This window comes from Psychromonas sp. SP041 (genome assembly GCF_000470315.2).
In the GTDB taxonomy this organism is placed as follows: Bacteria; Pseudomonadota; Gammaproteobacteria; order Enterobacterales; family Psychromonadaceae; genus Psychromonas.
The window spans coordinates 104,551-122,234 of the sequence record NZ_CBRF02000010.1; the positions used below are offsets into that span (position 1 = coordinate 104,551).

Annotated in this window: 16 protein-coding genes; 8 read left to right on the forward strand and 8 right to left on the reverse strand. The window is 36.1% G+C overall.

The window, feature by feature from the left end; translation table 11 throughout:
* Nucleotides 1-92: 92 nt before the first annotated feature.
* Genes ybeD through lipA form a run of 3 tightly spaced genes read left to right on the forward strand, consistent with a single transcriptional unit; the run spans nucleotide 93 to nucleotide 1,999 of the window.
* Nucleotides 93-362, forward strand: a complete 270-nt coding sequence (gene ybeD / locus SP041_RS07615; protein WP_137297519.1) for a DUF493 family protein YbeD — start codon at nucleotides 93-95, stop codon at nucleotides 360-362.
* A 25-nt stretch (nucleotides 363-387) separates the two neighbouring features.
* Nucleotides 388-1,041, forward strand: coding sequence for a lipoyl(octanoyl) transferase LipB (gene lipB, locus SP041_RS07620; protein WP_137297520.1), 654 nt, complete (start codon nucleotides 388-390; stop codon nucleotides 1,039-1,041).
* Nucleotides 1,031-1,999: a lipoyl synthase gene (lipA, locus tag SP041_RS07625; protein WP_137297521.1), complete on the forward strand. Its 969-nt coding sequence runs from the start codon at nucleotides 1,031-1,033 to the stop codon at nucleotides 1,997-1,999. The genes lipB and lipA overlap by 11 nt, the downstream gene beginning before the upstream one ends.
* A 636-nt stretch (nucleotides 2,000-2,635) precedes the next feature.
* On the opposite strand, the gene SP041_RS07630 is transcribed toward lipA, so the two are convergent.
* The 5 genes from SP041_RS07630 to SP041_RS07650 all read right to left on the reverse strand — a co-directional run bounded on the left by SP041_RS07630 (nucleotide 2,636) and on the right by SP041_RS07650 (nucleotide 6,684).
* Nucleotides 2,636-3,928: a TRAP transporter large permease subunit gene (locus SP041_RS07630; RefSeq protein WP_025565655.1), complete on the reverse strand. Its 1,293-nt coding sequence runs from the start codon at nucleotides 3,926-3,928 to the stop codon at nucleotides 2,636-2,638.
* A 12-nt stretch (nucleotides 3,929-3,940) separates the two neighbouring features.
* Complete coding sequence (locus SP041_RS07635; RefSeq protein WP_025565656.1) at nucleotides 3,941-4,444, reverse strand: TRAP transporter small permease subunit; 504 nt, start codon at nucleotides 4,442-4,444, stop codon at nucleotides 3,941-3,943.
* Nucleotides 4,445-4,511: 67 nt separating this feature from the next.
* Entirely contained in the window at nucleotides 4,512-5,591 is a 1,080-nt protein-coding gene (locus SP041_RS07640) for a TRAP transporter substrate-binding protein (RefSeq protein ID WP_037050047.1), read from the reverse strand.
* A gap of 522 nt (nucleotides 5,592-6,113) precedes the next feature.
* On the reverse strand, nucleotides 6,114-6,332 hold the full coding sequence (locus tag SP041_RS07645; protein WP_025565659.1) for a DUF6500 family protein: 219 nt from the start codon (nucleotides 6,330-6,332) through the stop codon (nucleotides 6,114-6,116).
* A 19-nt stretch (nucleotides 6,333-6,351) separates the two neighbouring features.
* The gene (locus SP041_RS07650; protein ID WP_025565660.1) at nucleotides 6,352-6,684 is read right to left on the reverse strand and encodes a YnfA family protein; all 333 of its coding nucleotides are present in this window, start codon (nucleotides 6,682-6,684) and stop codon (nucleotides 6,352-6,354) included.
* A 232-nt stretch (nucleotides 6,685-6,916) separates the two neighbouring features.
* On the opposite strand from SP041_RS07650, the gene SP041_RS07655 reads away from it, so the two are divergent.
* Nucleotides 6,917-7,897 carry a pyridoxal-phosphate dependent enzyme gene (locus SP041_RS07655; RefSeq protein WP_025565661.1) on the forward strand — a complete coding sequence of 327 codons (981 nt, stop codon included), beginning with the start codon at nucleotides 6,917-6,919 and terminating at the stop codon, nucleotides 7,895-7,897.
* 76 nt (nucleotides 7,898-7,973) lie between these two features.
* Here SP041_RS07655 and SP041_RS07660 read toward each other — a convergent pair whose 3' ends face one another.
* Complete coding sequence (locus SP041_RS07660; RefSeq protein ID WP_025565663.1) at nucleotides 7,974-9,887, reverse strand: EAL domain-containing protein; 1,914 nt, start codon at nucleotides 9,885-9,887, stop codon at nucleotides 7,974-7,976.
* Nucleotides 9,888-10,059: 172 nt separating this feature from the next.
* On the opposite strand from SP041_RS07660, the gene rsmC reads away from it, so the two are divergent.
* The 4 genes from rsmC to glgA all read left to right on the forward strand — a co-directional run bounded on the left by rsmC (nucleotide 10,060) and on the right by glgA (nucleotide 15,304).
* Entirely contained in the window at nucleotides 10,060-11,109 is a 1,050-nt protein-coding gene (rsmC, locus tag SP041_RS07665; protein WP_025565664.1) for a 16S rRNA (guanine(1207)-N(2))-methyltransferase RsmC, read from the forward strand.
* 133 nt (nucleotides 11,110-11,242) lie between these two features.
* Complete coding sequence (gene glgC / locus SP041_RS07670) at nucleotides 11,243-12,469, forward strand: glucose-1-phosphate adenylyltransferase (protein WP_025565666.1); 1,227 nt, start codon at nucleotides 11,243-11,245, stop codon at nucleotides 12,467-12,469.
* A gap of 55 nt (nucleotides 12,470-12,524) precedes the next feature.
* Nucleotides 12,525-13,748 (forward strand): glucose-1-phosphate adenylyltransferase, encoded by a 1,224-nt coding sequence (gene glgC, locus SP041_RS07675; RefSeq protein ID WP_025565667.1) that lies wholly within the window; start codon nucleotides 12,525-12,527, stop codon nucleotides 13,746-13,748.
* Between the two features lie 77 nt (nucleotides 13,749-13,825).
* Nucleotides 13,826-15,304: a glycogen synthase GlgA gene (gene glgA / locus SP041_RS07680; protein WP_025565668.1), complete on the forward strand. Its 1,479-nt coding sequence runs from the start codon at nucleotides 13,826-13,828 to the stop codon at nucleotides 15,302-15,304.
* Nucleotides 15,305-15,401: 97 nt separating this feature from the next.
* Here the strand turns inward: glgA and cysG are convergent, their stop codons facing one another.
* Entirely contained in the window at nucleotides 15,402-16,820 is a 1,419-nt protein-coding gene (gene cysG, locus SP041_RS07685) for a siroheme synthase CysG (RefSeq protein ID WP_025565669.1), read from the reverse strand.
* A 233-nt stretch (nucleotides 16,821-17,053) separates the two neighbouring features.
* Nucleotides 17,054-17,452: a CBS domain-containing protein gene (locus SP041_RS07690; RefSeq protein WP_025565670.1), complete on the reverse strand. Its 399-nt coding sequence runs from the start codon at nucleotides 17,450-17,452 to the stop codon at nucleotides 17,054-17,056.
* Between the last annotated feature and the right edge of the window lie 232 nt (nucleotides 17,453-17,684).

Here is a 17,684-nt window from a genome sequence, read left to right on the forward strand (position 1 = left end):
ATGTTTATCGTATAACATTAACCAATAATCTAAAGTGAGGTTAAGAAACCTCACTTTTTAGTTTCAACGTCTATTTTGCTCTGGAGGCAAGCATGGCATTAAATACTAAATTTGATGAGTTATTAGAATTCCCATGTAGTTTGTCATTTAAAGTGATGGGTGTCGCTCATCCAGAACTGCTCCCTGACGTTATTCGCGTTATTCAGTTAATTGCGCCGGGTGATTATTCTCCGACAATAAAGCCTAGCTCTAAAGGGACTTACCATTCTTTAGCAGTCCCCGTTATTGTGACGAGCAAAGAACATATAGAAGAGATTTATACTGAATTAAATAAACTTGAACACGTTCGTTTTATTTTATAAACCAATACATTTATAAGCCGACATCATGACTGCAATTCAAGATAAATTAATCATACGCTATTTAGGTCTTACTCCTTACCAAGAAACATGGCAAGCGATGAGTGACTTCACAGAACAACGTGACGAAAATAGTATTGATGAAATATGGTTAGTTGAACACAAACCTGTTTTTACCCAAGGGTTAGCAGGCAAAGCAGAGCATTTATTGACTAATAGTAATATTCCTGTGGTAAAAAGCGATCGTGGTGGGCAAATTACCTACCATGCTCCTGGCCAATTAATTGCTTATTTATTGATTAATATTCGTCGTAAAAATTTCAATGTACGCAGCTTAGTCAGTATTATAGAGCAAGCAATTATTGATGTATTAGCAGATAATAATGTTGTCGCAGTAGCTAAACCCGATGCACCTGGTGTTTATGTTGATGGAAAAAAAATTGCGTCATTAGGATTGAAAATCCGCAAAGGTTGTTCATTTCATGGTTTAGCGTTAAATGTGGATATGGACCTTTCACCTTTTTTACAAATTAACCCATGTGGTTATGCTGGATTAGAAATGACCCAGTGTCGCGATCTAGGAATAACATCTTCTGTCGCAGAATTATCGCCGTTATTGATTGAAAAATTAAATCAGAATTTACAATACACACAGATAGAGAGTTTCATTAATGAACACTAAGCCAAGCCAATTAACAGCCGGCAACAAACTGCGTGACGCAGATAAAATGTCTCATATTCCAATTAAAGTAATTCCATCTGATAAAGGTACTATTTTAAAGAAACCATCTTGGATGAAGATAAAGCTAGCGGCAGATAACACTCGCGTTAACGAAATTAAAGCTGCGTTACGAAAGAACAAACTACATTCTGTGTGCGAAGAAGCGTCTTGCCCTAACTTAAATGAGTGTTTTAACCACGGTACAGCGACCTTTATGATTTTAGGTGATATCTGTACACGTCGTTGCCCTTTCTGTGATGTTGGCCATGGTAAGCCACTTGCTGTTGATGAAAATGAGCCTAAGAAACTAGCTGAAACAATAAAAGATATGAAGCTAAAATATGTAGTGATTACTTCTGTTGACCGTGATGATTTACGTGATGGTGGAGCGCAACATTTTGCTGACTGTATTCGTGAAATTCGTCTATTGAATCCAGCCATTAAAATTGAAATTCTAGTGCCTGACTTTAAAGGCCGTATGGATAAAGCATTAGCTTGTTTTGAAAAAGACGTACCAGACGTATTTAACCATAACTTAGAAACCGCACCACACTTGTACAAACAAGTACGTCCAGGCGCTGATTACAAATGGTCATTACAACTGTTACAAAAATTTAAAGAACAACATCCTACCATCCCGACTAAATCAGGTGTGATGATGGGTCTGGGTGAAACGAATGAGCATATTGAAGTCGTAATCAAAGATTTAGCGGCTCATGGCGTGACGATGCTAACATTAGGTCAATACTTACAACCTAGCTTACAACATCTTGCTGTTGAACGTTACGTTCCACCAGCAGAGTTTGATGCTTTAGGTGAGATGGCAAAATCAGTGGGGTTTGAACATGCTGCTTGTGGCCCATTAGTACGCTCTTCATACCATGCTGACTTACAAGCATCAGGTAAAGAAGTAAAATAAGATAGATAAACGTATCATTATAAAAAGCCTGTTTTAAACAGGCTTCTTTGTTATTGGCTCCCCATAAAATATAATTGTATTAACGCAATACCTTCCAATCTAAACAGTCACTTCCAATAAAATATTTACACGACTAACATTAATGTTTTAAATGCTTAACTTATGATGCTTAGTGCTCTACTGTCAACCTTCCTACTAATACCAATCTAAGTAATTATCTAGTCATTTATGCTTGTTAAAATAAACCCTAGCTTCGTTGTTAATTTTGTAATGAGAATAACGAGTTACTGTAATCAACGCCTTGCTATCATCCATTTTTCCTAATGCCTAAATAGACTATTTATTTATCCAGATTGTTATAATAGCAATCACTCGTATCCATAAGGCTACTATTGGTGTAGATGCTTACAACGCTGATCAACGTTATAAAACGGTACTTAAAGATATTATTAAGAATGTTCAGAGAATGGCTTTGTAGAACGACTTTATCAGTAGGCTTTAGAAATAGAGCAATAAAATATTTAATGAGAATAAATAAAGCCTCTACGAGAGAGGCTTTATGAATTATTAATAGATTATTGCGATCATAATGGCTTATGTATTAAATGCCTTTATGCGTTAGTCCATTTCACCTTATTATTCGAAGCCATAAAAGCCTGGAAAAATAACAATTGAAGCTAATACTAATAACTGTAATCCAATGAACGGAATAACACCTTTGTAAATATCCATCGTTTTGACTTCGGGCGGGGCGACCCCTTTTAGATAAAAGAGACTGAAGCCAAAGGGGGGTGTTAAGAAGGATGTTTGTAGATTCATTGCGATTAAGATAGCAAACCACGTTAAATCAATGCCCATCATTTCAGCGATTGGGTACAGCATAGGAACGACAATAAATGAAATCTCTACAAAATCGATAAAGAAACCAAGTACTAAAATAACCAGCATGGTAATAATTAAAAAGCCCCATTTCTCACCAGGTAAACTAAACATTAACTCTTCAATTAACTCTTCACCACCCGTGTAAGAAAATACCATTGAAAATGCAGTTGCACCAATAAAGATAGCAAATACCATCGCAGTTACTTTGACAGTTTCAATCGATGACTCCCACAAGATCTTCCATGAGCATTGTTTATATAGAAGAGCTAATAAAATAGCGCCTGCACCACCAATGGCAGATGATTCGGTCGGTGTAGCAATGCCGTAAAAGATTGAACCTAATACGGAGAAAATTAACACTAAAGGTGGCGCAATAGCTTTAAACGCAATCCAATAAGGTGCAAATCCCCCAGGACCAGAAAACTCAGACTCAGGTAACGCAGGCGCGGCTTCTGGTTTAAAGTAAGCGTAAATTAAAACATATAATATAAACGCACCAACTAATATTGCCCCAGGCAACACCGCAGCTCTAAATAGGTCACCAACAGGTACCCCCATTACATCGCCAAGAATAATTAAGATAATAGATGGAGGTATGATTTGTCCTAATGTACCAGACGCACAAATAACCCCTGTCGCTAATTTTTTATCGTAATTATATTTAAGCATAACAGGTAGAGAGATAACTCCCATTGCAACGACAGAGGCCCCAACAACCCCAGTTGATGCTGCTAATAAGCAACCTACTAGAATAGTGGAAACAGCAACACCACCTCTAACGCGGCCAAATAACTGCCCCATTGCTTCTAACAATTGCTCGGCTAATTTGGTTTTTTGTAATACGTTCCCCATGAAAATAAACATAGGAACTGCCATCATGATTGAATTTTCCATGATGCTCATAATACGGTATGGCATAAAGGCAAATAATTCAAAACCTTCAGCAAACACACCAAAAATTAATGCAACACCTGCAAATACAAATGCGACGGGAAAACCTGTCAGTAATAGCACGAGTGCTACACCAAACATAATAATGCCAATCATAAAAACTCCCTTTTAAACATCTTTTTCAAAAATACAGCGCAGATTTTTTATCAACATACCTAAACCACTAAAAATAAGTGCAAGGGCAGAAAGAGGGATCATTGCTTTAATTAGCCAGCGATGCGATAAACCACCAGGATCACCACTCACTTCATTTAAACTGTAAGATTCCAGAGTAAAGTCATAGCCATACCAAATGACAAGGCTACAGAAAGGTAAAAGGAAGAAAATACAACCAAGACTATTAATCCAAGCTTTATTTTTATCACTGAGCTTTTCATAAAGAATATCAACACGTACGTGCCCTTCTTCTTTTAATGTATAAGCGATACCCAGTAAAAACATAGAGGCAAATATATGCCATTCCAATTCTTGAAAAGCGATAGAACTAGATTTAAAAAAGTAACGTGCAACCACATCATAAAAAACATTGATTAATAATAAAATCATCAATGTAGCGGCTATTTTACCGATGACATCAGAAAAGCGATCGAAGACGTTTTGCAGACTTTCCATTTAAGATAATTCCTTCTAGTAGACAGGCGAGAAAAGAAAAAGGCTACGATAAGTAGCCTTTGTATTGCTATTTAGCTAGCTCTTTGGTGCTTTTAATATAACCATATTCAGATATATCAGTCCAAACTCGTACTAATTTTAAATAGTCTTCTTGTGACTTGATGATCTTGGCAGCCATTGGGTCATTACTTGCTTTTTCTTCAAGAATTTCATCATTGGCTTTTTTCATCGCACTTAACACAGCTGGCGGGAATGTTTTAACTTGAATATCAGGGTATTCAGTTTTCATTACAGCCCAGTTTTCAGCACTTAATGCATAAGACTGCACATACATATCGTATGACGCTTTACGCATTGCTACTTTTAAAATTGCTTGTAAATCGGCAGGAAGTTTTTCTAATTTTTTCTTATTAACAATAAACATTAACTCTGTTGCAGGTTCATGCCACCCCATGTAATAAATAGGTGCTATTTTATGAAAGCCCATACGTAAATCTAATGATGGGCCTACCCACTCTAATGCATCGATTGTATTACGTTCTAGTGAAGTATAAAGCTCACCTGGTGGAATATTTACCGGTGTAGCACCTAATTTAGCTAACACTTCCCCAGCAAAACCAGGAATACGCATTTTTAAGTTTTTAAGGTCTTCAACAGTATTAATTTCTTTGCGGAACCACCCCCCCATTTGTACGCCAGTGTTACCGCCAGGAAAAGGGACTAGATTATGAGCGCTATACACTTCATCCATTAACTCTTGACCACCACCATATTGGAACCAAGCATATTGTTCGCTAGCCGTCATACCGAATGGCATCGTTGTAAAATATAAAGTATTAGGTACTTTACCGTTATAATAATAACTTGCAGAATGCCCGATATCGTATTGCCCGATTTTAACCATATCAAACACACCAAATGGTGATTTATGTTTGTTAGCTGAATCAACGCGAATTTTTAAACGGCCGTTAGACATTTCTTCTGCCATTTTGACCATATTTTTAACAGAATCACCAAACACTGGAAAATTTGGCCCCCATGTTTCAGCTAATTTTAATCGGTAAACTTTATCGGCTGCAAAAGCATTAGCACTTGTCACCATGACTACAGCTGCTATTAAGGTACTTTTATAAAAAGACTTTAGCATTTTAAACTCCATGTAAGGTTATGATTGAATGATTTGTCATCTAAGCAATAAACTAAGAGATGAAACGACCAATTAAATAAGTCAAATAGGTTTCAAAAATACTCATTTGTTGTTGCTAAGTTGTTAACAGACTGCCATACACGCAAAAATAAAAATTTCTTTAATTATTAATTTGTAACTTACATCACAAGCTCTCTTTTTTTTTAATCATTAAAGTGTGGTTGCGCAATAAAAAAGAAAAAAAGTCCACTTACATTTTAAGTTTAAAGTGAGGTGGCATGATGCTTTAAGCGCATAAAACATAAATTAAAAATGAAAATAAATACCTATTCATCAATTGAGCGATTATATATTTACGACATAATAAGGGGACTTACGACAGTACGAGGAAATAATTAGCGGGTAATCAAAAGTAAAAATGACGATAAAGATACTTAAATACAGTTAAATTTTTAACGAGCTCTTAACGTCAAATATAAAATAAAATGAATGAACAATACTTATTCTTTTGCTAAGAGATCATTACAAACCTCTTTCAACCATCTCTTTAATAACCTTAGCTTTAACAAAATGATCTAATTCATGGATTTGAATCCACCATATTGCAGCCTCCATCAACAAATCAGGGTTATCATTTTTATTTGCAAAAAAAGCATAAAATGAAACGCCAACACCATCACCTTTGGCGCTTATTTTTTTATTGCAGACATCAATTATTTTCGTTCTTAATTGCTCTCTCACTCTATACTCCTAATAATCTCTATGAACTTTTTGGCGCAAACATAATAATAGCCATACCAACAAGCGCGATTGATGCGCCTACCATGTCCCATAAAGTAGGTTTAACGCCATCAACAGCCCAAAGCCATATCATCGCAACAAATATATAAACACCACCGTATGCCGCATAGACACGACCAGAAGCTGCTGGATGTAATGACAATAACCAAGCAAATAAAGCGAGACTGAAGGCAGCAGGAATCAAAAGCAAAATACTTTTTTCTTGCTTAAGCCAAAGGTAAGGTAAATAACACCCTACTATTTCAGCAACAGCCGTCACTATAAATAATGCGATGGTTTTAAATTCAAACATAATATTCCTTAAGTATCGCTGAATGATACGCAGTTTTAGTTTTTTAATTTTAATTTTAATTTTAATTTTAAGCATGATTACAAATCATGATCTTAGTCTTCCATCATTGTTACAAGCTTAGCGTCTTACTTAAACAACAATCACAAAATCGACTCTAAATAAAAACTAAATATATTCAACTATAAGGTAAAATATAAGGAAAATAGCTACTTTAAATACAGCAGGAAGAGAGATGAGTTTTATAGAAAGCACTTTATATCAAACAATGGGACACAGTCCCTTGCAAGTACTTACTCACCCACTGCTTACTGAAAAATCTATTACAGTCTCCGTTAAACGTGATGATTTATTACATCCAGATATTTCAGGGAACAAATGGCGAAAATTAAAATATAACTTACTTTATGCAGAGGCTAATAATAAAAACCACCTAATTAGCTTTGGGGGTGCATTTTCAAATCACATTCACGCTTTAGCGGCAGCTTGTAACCATTTTAAGTTTCAGGCAACAGGCATTATTAGAGGTGAGGCACATTATGCATCGAACCCTACTTTAGCTCAGGTCCAAAAATGGGGGATGGAATTACAGTTTATAGATAGAAAAACCTATCGATTAAAAGAACAATATGAATATTTAACAACACTTCAAGCTCAATACCCCACTGCTTATATTATCCCAGAAGGAGGCAGTAATAAGTTAGCCATACCTGGAGTAGAGGAAGTTGTAGAAGAGCTAACCCAGCAATATAAGCTAATAAATAAACAAACAGATAAGCAGCAATCAATCGATCATATATTCACTGCAACAGGCAGTGCAGGGACACTAGCAGGTCTTATTAGTGGAGCATTAAAATACAGCCCGAATACCATAGTTAATGGTATTGCAGTGCTCAAAGATGCACATTATTTAACGCAAACAGTTAAAGACTTTGTAGAACAAGAAAGAAAAATAAACTGGCATTTACATACTAATTTTCATGAAGGTGGTTATGGAAAAATTTCACCGACACTCGCTGATTTTTGTCGTCAATTTACATCGGATACCGATATCCCTATTGAGCCAATTTATAGCGGTAAAATGTTTTATGCATTGTGGCAGTTAATCGAACAAGATTATTTCCCTGTAGGCACTAACATAGTTGCTTTACATACAGGAGGTTTACAAGGTTTAGCAGGGCTAAAAGCACAAAAAAGATTTACCCCTTCAGTTTAAACAAGCAAACTATCCTGAAAACTTTATGTTCTCTTTAGGTAATATGCAAACTTTACTGAGCTTATCCTTGGTGTATTTAAACTTTCATTTCTTTTGGAATTGAGAACAAAGTCCCCTGTCCTCCACAAACGCCTAGGCGAAGTAAGCACTTCCATTCTTGTTCAGTTTCAATACCAACAGCAATAACTTGAGCATGACTATTCAAACAACTAGCCATTAAGCTTTGTATTGCAACTTTGTTGGTACTACGAAGGTGAATATCTCTTATTAAACTTGCATGAAGCTTTAAATAATCAATATTGAAGTCGAGTATATATTGCGTATTCACAACAGACTTACCGACATTATCTACTGCAATTTTACAGCCTATTTTTTGTAACGCGATCAACGCGGAACGTAAAGGAGTATAATGTTGTTCAATCAAATGCTCAGATATTTCAATCACTAAGTTATTTCGAATCATTTTAGTTTTTTGCATTAACTCAAACATTAACCATTTACGACTTTCTTTATTCATTAAGAAACGAGCACTTAAGTTAACGCCTATTGGCTTGCAGGATTCACCTCTAACCACTAATAATGCCAGTACTTTTTCTAACATTTGCCTGTCTATTTGATCGCACAGCCCACACTTTTCAGCCATTGGCATAAACGTGCCTGCGGCGATAACTTCATTGTCATATCCTATGATACGAGACCACAATTCTGAATAGAGAATATGGGTAGGATCGCGCTTTACAACATGTTGTCGATATAACAACAGCGCTTCTTTGTTTAATACATCCGTTAACAAACCACGCCAATGCACCGTGCCCTTACTAATCACAGTATGTTTCAAGTTCTCTTCAGATAAATGCCATCCGCTTACTTTTTGGTGTTCAGCGACTAATAAAGCACGATTAGCATCATCAATAATATGATTGATTTGTGTACCGAAAGGAAAATTAACCACACCGATATGAAAAAAGGTTTCAATGAGGGAAGAGTCTGGTAATTGCAATTGATATAACGCTTTAGTTAATTGTTTTGCAACCACTTTTGTTTCTTGATAAGCCATTTGTGGTAATAGAATAACAAATTCAGGCTTCTTAACACTGCCATAAAAACTATCGTCATAACGACTGCAAAAGCTTTTGAGTAAATCAACCATTTGCTCAATGACCTTCGCGCCTTGTTCTGCACCGAACTCATATTTCAATGTGCTTAATTCAGTCAAACTAATTAATATTAATGCATTTGATGTATAACTTTCATCATTTGCTACTGTCTCTAGCATATTATCAAAGGCTAAACGGTTACCAAGCCCTGTATCTTCGTCTAAAAACGCTTTGCCCCTGATATGAATATCAAAAACGCTACGTTCTTTAAGGCTGTTTTCTAATCGTTCCGATAATACGTCCAACGCTTGGCTTGCCGCTTTAGGCCACTCGCCCTCTTGTGCGAAACGTGCAGTTGGATTGTTTTGTAATAAATAATGTGCGCGACGCTCTAATAACTCAGCACCGTAGAAAGATCGCCTTATCCAACGCAGCGCAAAATACAACAAACTTAAGCTCAACAAGATGGCTGTGCCGACACCAGCCAATGGCCAAAAGGTAAATTTAAGTTCAGAAAAAGGTTGGCGGGTATGCAGTATCAAACGCACACCAGGATATTTTTCTAGCTCATAGGAATAACGCAGTAACAAGCGCATCGGATAATATTGACGACTTGCATAATAGTTTTGATAGACCGTCAAACCATCGCGTTTAACTTCTAAACGGACAATACCAGAAGCATCCAGTAAATCAGGCAACCAAGAGTCAAATTGAGTTGCAGTAGTTTGTTTATCTATTTGCTTTTCAATCACTTCAATAACACCATCAAGTAATTGTTGATGATGCTTTAACGTTAGTGACCGCAAACTAAACATGCCTCCGATCAAGACTAAACTAATACAGGTCAACACAATAGCACTAGTAATAAACGTAAATTTATTAGTGAACTTCATAACATCCTTGTGACAAACTTTTTTTCATGTGTAGGTGAGTAATCGCTAAAATAACAATATAATACAAACCGAAATATTAGCTCACATACTAATTACGATTGGTATAATGCTTTTCCTTGCACTTTGCATCATCGTTTAAGCTTCGAATAACAAGCTGTAACAGGAATTTATAATGGCACTTAATCAAGTTTTTTCAAATCCAAGCCAGGTTTTACAGCGTAATGAATCGTTATTTACAGGCAAATCTATTTTGGTCGCAGGTAATATCGACGACAGCTACCCTATTAACCTTGAAAGAATAGCATCATCAAGCTGCTTTTGTTTTAATGATTTTCGTTATTACGACAAACTAAAAGATAAATTAACATCATCGAATGTTCACTTCACAGCGGATTACCAAGGAAAAGAGAACCAAGAAAAGTTCGACCTATTATTAATTTATATTCCTAAAGCAAAAACTGAAATTGAATACTTACTTGCAAACTTAACACCTCACCTTAAAGAAAATGCAGATATTATTTTAGTCGGCGAAAAAAAGTGTGGCATAAAAAGTGTCGCGACATTATTAACGCCTTATTCAAACCACAGTAATGCTATCGATTCAGCGCGTCATTGTAGTGTTATTTATGCTCAATTGAGCAAGCCTGTCGCTGTTTTTAACCAACAGCAGTGGATAAAAGACTATCAGCTTAATATTAATGACATTTCACTTACGATCCGTTCTTTACCTGGTGTATTTAGTTTTGGCGAATTAGATAAAGGCAGTGAATTATTATTAAATAATTTACCAGAGGAGCTAAGTGGACAAGGTTTAGACTTTGGTTGTGGTGCTGGTGTACTTTCTTGCTACCTCTTGAAAAAACATCAACAATTACAACTAGATTTAATTGATGTGAATGTCTATGCTTTAGAAAGTGCAAAACTCACTTTGGAAATTAATGCACTACAAGCAAATGTGTTTGCATCGGATGTGTTCTCTAATGTAAATAAAGAATATGATTTATTACTTTCAAACCCACCGTTTCACTCTGGTCAAAAAACGAACTATGACGCTGCAGAAGAGTTCATCAGCAAGTCAGTTAACTTTTTGAAGAAAAAAGGGAAATTAACAATTGTGGCTAATAAGTTTTTACGTTATGAACCACTTTTAACGGTTACTTATAAAAAATTCTTTGAAGATGCTCAAAACAATAAATTTAAAGTGTTGAGCTGCCTCAAATAATTATCAAGTAAACGTGTCATAGTTCTCACTTTATTGTTAGGGTCAAAGGTAGGTATTTAAAGATTAATTAATCAATGGAATAGAAGCTATGCAACGTAAACATAGCTTTCTAATATAAAAATGTGGAGGCTCTATGTCTGGTATTTTAGCTATGATTCTTGCGGGAGGTGAAGGGTCTCGGCTTTTTCCGTTAACCCAGAATCGAACCAAACCCGCCGTGCCTTTTGGCGGTAATTATAGATTAGTAGATTTTGCATTAAATAATTTCGTCAACGCAGACTTAATGAAAATTTATGTTCTGACACAATTCAAATCTCAGTCCCTCAATATTCACTTACGTCGCGCGTGGCGGCTATCAGGCATTTCAGATCGTTTTATTGAAGCCATCCCAGCGCAGCAACGCGTCAACAAAAATTGGTACTCAGGTACTGCCGATGCCATTTACCAAAACTACCGTTTTATCGAAAAAAGTGAAGCAGATCACGTCTGTATTTTTGGTAGTGACCACATCTATAAAATGGATGTACAGCAAATGGTTGATTACCATAAAAAAATGGGTGGAGCATTAACGGTTGCTGCCATTCGGGTACAAAAAAATCAAGCCCACCACTTCGGTATTATAGAAATCAATGAAACAGGCCACATGGTTGGCTTTACCGAAAAACCTTCTATTGAAGAAGCTAAAACCATTCCAGGTGACCCAGACCATGTGCTTGCTTCTATGGGCAACTACATTTTTAAAGCAGATACATTAATCGAAGAATTAGAAAAAGATGCCTTCGAAGAAAATTCTAGTCATGATTTTGGTAAAGATATTATCCCTAAACTATTTCCGCAGGGAAAAGTCTACGTGTATAACTTTAGTGAAAATAAAATACCAGGCGAACCAGAACATGCATATTGGCGTGATGTAGGAACAATCGATTCTTATTGGGAGGCGCATATGGATTTATTAAATGATGACCAACCTATCTCTTTATATAATAAACATTGGCCATTACACACTTACCATCCACCGCTCCCGCCAGCAACCTTTAGAGATCAAGGTGACTCTGAAACCAGTGTGTCTAAATCTCATATTGGGGCAGGCTCTTATATTAACGGTGCGACTATAGAAAACTCTATTTTAGGTTTTAGAAGCCACCTATGTACTCATGTAAAAGTGAAAGGTTGTATATTTTTAGGCAATGCCAAGGTTGGTAAAGGTTCACGCTTAACCAATGTCATCCTCGATAAGAATGTTGAAATTGCACCGAATACTATTATCGGTGAAAATTTAGAAGAAGATCGCAAACAATTTACTGTTTCAGAGAACGGTATAGTGGTAATTGCGAAAGGTAGTAGAGTGGGTTTTGAGTAAACTTTTTAAAGGTTACTGATGATGATTTTTCATATTATTTAGGTGGGTTTTTCTGATGGCAAAAGTTCTCTCTATGATTTTAGCAGGTGGTGAAGGCTCACGTCTTTATCCTTTAACACAGTCTCGTACTAAACCCTCTGTACCATTTGGAGGAAGTTACCGTCTTATTGATTGTGTTCTTAATAACTTTGTAAATTCTGATTTATTACGAATTTATGTGTTAACACAGTTTAAGTCTCAATCACTTAATTCACATTTACGTCAAGCTTGGGAGCTAAACAGTTTTACTGATACTTTTATTGATGCTATTCCCGCGCAAATGCGTACAGGTAAACATTGGTATAGCGGTACCGCTGACGCAATCTATCAAAACTTACAATTTATCGAAGCTGATGATGCGCCAATTGTGTGTGTTTTTGGTAGTGACCATATCTACAAAATGGATATACGTCAGAAGATTACTTATCACAAAGAAAAAGAAGCTATTTTAACGGTATCAGCGATTCGTTTACCGAAAGAACAGGCTTATCATTTTGGCATTATTGAAGTAGATACAGAAGGTCGTATGATTGGCTTTGTTGAAAAACCTTCAGTGGAAGATGCAAAGACGATTCCAGGTGATCCTGATAACGTATTAGCATCAATGGGCAACTATGTTTTTAATTCTAAAGAGTTACAACAAGAATTAATTCGAGATGCCGCCGATGATGCATCAAGTCATGATTTCGGTAAAGATATTATTCCGCACCTAATGCCGACAGGTAAAGTGTTTGTCTATGATTTCACAACCAATAAAATATTGAATGAAGAAGGTGAGGCTTATTGGCGAGATGTGGGTACGATAGAGTCATATTGGGAAGCTAATATGGACTTAATTAAATCAACACCTCCAATTTCTTTTTACAATAGAGCTTGGCCAATGCATACCCATTACCCTGCGTTGCCTGCTGCAAACTTTCAGAATGATGGTGATATTACTTGTTCGATTAGACGTTCTCTTATTTCTGATGGAGCTTTAATCATTGGCGCGACAATCAAGAAATCAGTACTAGGCTTTAATTGTTTTGTTGGTCAGCGTAGCAATATTTATAAATCTGTTTTATTGGGTGACACTAAAATTGGTAAAGATTGTGAAATTATAAAAACAATTATTGATAAAGATGTTGAAATAGCCGATGGTGTAAAGATTGGTGTTAATCTAGAAAATGATAAAAAACGCTTTACTGTTTCTGATGAAGGAATTGTAGTCATACCTAAAGGTTCTAGAATCGGCTTCTAATTATTAATTTAATTTAAAAAGCTACTGTACTAGGTAGCTTTTTTTATTGCTCATATTCTTAGTCAAAGGAGTTTCCAGTGGATTCTCATAAATTGAAAATTTTATTTATTTCATCTGAAGTTGAAGGTTTCTCTAAAACGGGTGGACTTGCTGATGTAGCGAAGTCCCTTCCGATTGAGCTTCGTAATTTAGGTCACGAAGTGGTTATTGTGACCCCATTTTACCGTACGCTTAACCACAGAGAACATGCCAAGCAAACGCATTTATTAAACTTACATACCGACAGTTCACGACCAGATATTCAATTCTCAGTACAAGAGTTGTCATTGGATGGAATTAAAGTATTAGGTATTGATAACGCACATTATTTTGATCGCCCTGGTCTATATGGTGAAGAAAATAACGCTTATCCAGATAATGGAGAACGTTTTGCATTCTTTAGCTTAGCTGCTTTGCTTACTGCTTTAGCAGAAGATTTTTCACCTGATATTATTCATTGTAATGATTGGCATACAGGTTTAATTCCTTATTTATTAAAATCACGTTTTCATAACAATTCATTCTTCACCAATAGTAAAACCGTTATCACTAGCCATAACTCAGCATTTCAAGGGATTTTTGAAAAATCGCAACTAAATCTTATTCCAGAAGTAAGCGCATGTATGGATGAGCGTGTATTAGAAAATTACAGCTATATTAACTTTTTAAAAGTAGGCGTTCTTTATGCTGACAAAGTGAATACAGTCAGCCCTAACTATGCGAGTGAACTGTTAACTCCCTTAGGCTCTCACGGTATGTCGAACCACTTTATTGAACGTATTCATGACTTTCAAGGGATATTAAATGGTTGTGACTATAATGATTGGAGCCCTAAAACAGATAAACTAATACCATTTAACTTTGATAGCAACGACCTTACAGGTAAACATAAATGTAAAGCCGCATTACAAGAAGAAGTTGGACTTGAAGCAATAGATGTCCCTGTATTTGGTATGGTTTGTCGTTTAACAGATCAAAAAGGCTTTGGCTTAATTATTCCTATCCTAGATCGTTTTTTGCAACATAACGTACAATTGATTATTGTTGGATCTGGAGATCCTAGCATTACAGGCCATTTAACAGCACTAGCTAGCCATTATAAAGATAAATTTAAATTCATTGATGCTTACAGCAATGAGTTATCGCATTTAATTGAAGCAGGCTCAGATTTCTTCATGATGCCTTCTATATTTGAACCTTGTGGATTGAACCAGCTCTATAGCTTAGCTTATGGCACACTGCCTATTGTGCGTGCTGTTGGCGGTTTAAAAGATACGGTTATTGATTACGACCAAGATCCAGATAATGCCAATGGTTTTATGTTTTATGATCCTAATCCCAACCAGTTATTAAATATATTGCGTCGTGCTTTGTTACTTTATATCGAGCAACCAGAAGAGATGTTACGCTTGAAAAAACAAGCAATGCAATCTCATTTTTATTGGTCTGACTCTGCTAAGCGTTATGAACGTTTATACCACGACGCATTGCACCTAGACCAACATTGGGAAAATTAAGCTTTCTACTTGAACAATATATTTAAAAGCTTAAAAACAAAAAAGCCTGATGATGAATCAGGCTTTTTTATTGGCAAATTATTAGGCGAGAAATAACCTAAGATAAATTAACTAAAAACGGGTCACGTGACAGTTTCTTATTATTCTCACCTTTAAACCAAGCAAGCTTAGAGGATAGATGAACCACTTCACCAATAATCATTATTGTCGGTCCTTCTAATCCTCCACCTAATGTAGATAATTCAGATAATGTCCCTGTAATAACTTGCTGTTCATTTGTCGTACCTTTATTGATTAACGCAACAGGTGTATTTTCATCTCGCCCATTCATTAATAAATTAGTTTGGATCTCTTGTGCCCGCATCAACCCCATATAAACAACTAATGTTTGGTGTGGTGTAGCTAAGGATTGCCAATCTAATGCTTTACCATCTTCTTTTCTATGGCCTGTGACAAAGGTGACTGATTGAGCATAATCTCTATGCGTTAATGGTATACCTGCATAAGTACTACAGCCTGAAGCCGATGTAATACCAGGAACAACTTGAAAAGCAACACCCGCTTCGACTAGCTCTTCAAGCTCTTCACCACCACGGCCAAAGATAAAAGAATCACCACCTTTTAAGCGCACCACTTTTTTACCTTGCTGTGCTAATTCAACCAGCATTTGATTGGTACGAGACTGTTCAACTTCATGTTTACCTGCCGCTTTACCTACCGAAATTAAATCTGCATCACGACGTACTAAATCTAAAATTTCTTTTGACACTAAACGGTCGTATAAAACCACGTCCGCTTGTTGCATCAATTGTAATGCTTTTAACGTCAATAATGATGGATCACCTGGACCTGCACCAACTAATGCGACATCGCCTTGAGCAACTTCTTCAGTTAAGTTATCTTCCATGAACTGTTGCGCTTGTTCAATTTGACCTTTTTGCAATAAGCCTGCTAAATCACCATTACCGAATAACTTTTCCCAATAACGACGGCGCAAAGACTCTTTAGTAATCACTTGTTTAACGCGGTGTCTAAATTCACCTGATATTTTGGCTAAACGGCCAAGGTGCATAGGCAATAAAGTTTCTAAACGTTCACGTATCAAACGGGCTAACACAGGCGCTTTACCGCCACTCGAGATTGCCACAACAATAGGAGAGCGGTCGACAATCGAAGGCATAATAAAACTACATAAGCTGGGTTCATCAACTACATTAACGAGAATCTGCTTTTGCTCAGCTAATTGGGCAATATGTTCGTTAACATGGTGCTGATTCGTTGCGGCAACAACTAGCCATTTATCATCAATCAATTCATCATAAAATTTTTCTTGAATCACAGTAAGCTGGTTATTTTTAGCTTTTTCTAATAAAGAATCAGAAATTTCAGGTGCACAGATAGTGATTGAAGCATGTGCTTTTAATAATAAGTGCACTTTACGTGCTGCAATATCACCACCACCAACAACAAGGCAATGACGATTTTTTAATTTGGTAAAAATAGGAAGATAATCCATATATATCTCATTTTAACTAGTCTAAGTCGACACTATAAAGAATAACAGGTGCAATATAAAAGACTTAAAGCACATTATTTATGATGTTTATGCATATCAAGCATGTCCATTTTATTCATTAAACAATCCTTTTTAGCAAATAAAATGAGGCGGTAATCAATAGGGGAACACAAATGATAGCAATAGCATCAATATATTTAATAAAAAATATTGAAGTAATTATACGCTAGTTCTTATTGAATAAGTGATCTAACTCCATCATGAATAGTAAATATACCAACAATATCGTCACCGTCCAGTACGGGTAAACAACTAATATCATGCGTTAACATTAATGATAATGCTTCTTTAACTGAGGTATTAGGGTCAACAACAATTGGAGATCGCGTCATTACTTGATGAGCAGGTCGTTGCGCGGTTGCTGAATCACGTGCAGATTCTATTTCAGTATCTAGAAAAGGGCTTAATGTACGTAATAAATCTCGGTCACTAATAACACCTTGTAGCTTTCCCTCATCGACAACCAGTAAATGATGAAATCCAGCTTGTGAGAGTATATTTTTAAGGACTGGAATACGATCATCCATATCAACTGTGACAACTCTTGAAGTCATTACTTCTACAACTTTCATATTGCTCCCTATTAATGCTAATCGAACTAGTTACTGCAATCGATGCATTACTTTCATCCATCTTTCCTAATACCGATTACATTAAATAAGTGATCTAAATTTTGTGCAGGAAAAATGACTTAGTTTAAGGCGTAAATTGAGCTAAATAGATAATTGGACTCCCCTACACCATTACCAACGTGTAGGCTAATATCATTGTTACCACACAAAAATATTAAATGGAGTCCAATAA

Coding starts and splice junctions, on each gene's coding strand:
- SP041_RS07635 (WP_025565656.1), bottom strand. CDS start 4,444: ATGGAAAGTCTGCAAAACGTCTTCGATCGCTTTTCTGATGTCATCGGT.
- SP041_RS07660 (WP_025565663.1), bottom strand. CDS start 9,887: ATGAAGTTCACTAATAAATTTACGTTTATTACTAGTGCTATTGTGTTG.
- SP041_RS07690 (WP_025565670.1), bottom strand. CDS start 17,452: ATGAAAGTTGTAGAAGTAATGACTTCAAGAGTTGTCACAGTTGATATG.
- ybeD (WP_137297519.1), top strand. CDS start 93: ATGGCATTAAATACTAAATTTGATGAGTTATTAGAATTCCCATGTAGT.
- SP041_RS07640 (WP_037050047.1), bottom strand. CDS start 5,591: ATGCTAAAGTCTTTTTATAAAAGTACCTTAATAGCAGCTGTAGTCATG.
- SP041_RS07655 (WP_025565661.1), top strand. CDS start 6,917: ATGAGTTTTATAGAAAGCACTTTATATCAAACAATGGGACACAGTCCC.
- glgC (WP_025565667.1), top strand. CDS start 12,525: ATGGCAAAAGTTCTCTCTATGATTTTAGCAGGTGGTGAAGGCTCACGT.
- cysG (WP_025565669.1), bottom strand. CDS start 16,820: ATGGATTATCTTCCTATTTTTACCAAATTAAAAAATCGTCATTGCCTT.
- SP041_RS07630 (WP_025565655.1), bottom strand. CDS start 3,928: ATGATTGGCATTATTATGTTTGGTGTAGCACTCGTGCTATTACTGACA.
- glgC (WP_025565666.1), top strand. CDS start 11,243: ATGTCTGGTATTTTAGCTATGATTCTTGCGGGAGGTGAAGGGTCTCGG.
- SP041_RS07650 (WP_025565660.1), bottom strand. CDS start 6,684: ATGTTTGAATTTAAAACCATCGCATTATTTATAGTGACGGCTGTTGCT.
- lipB (WP_137297520.1), top strand. CDS start 388: ATGACTGCAATTCAAGATAAATTAATCATACGCTATTTAGGTCTTACT.
- rsmC (WP_025565664.1), top strand. CDS start 10,060: ATGGCACTTAATCAAGTTTTTTCAAATCCAAGCCAGGTTTTACAGCGT.
- lipA (WP_137297521.1), top strand. CDS start 1,031: ATGAACACTAAGCCAAGCCAATTAACAGCCGGCAACAAACTGCGTGAC.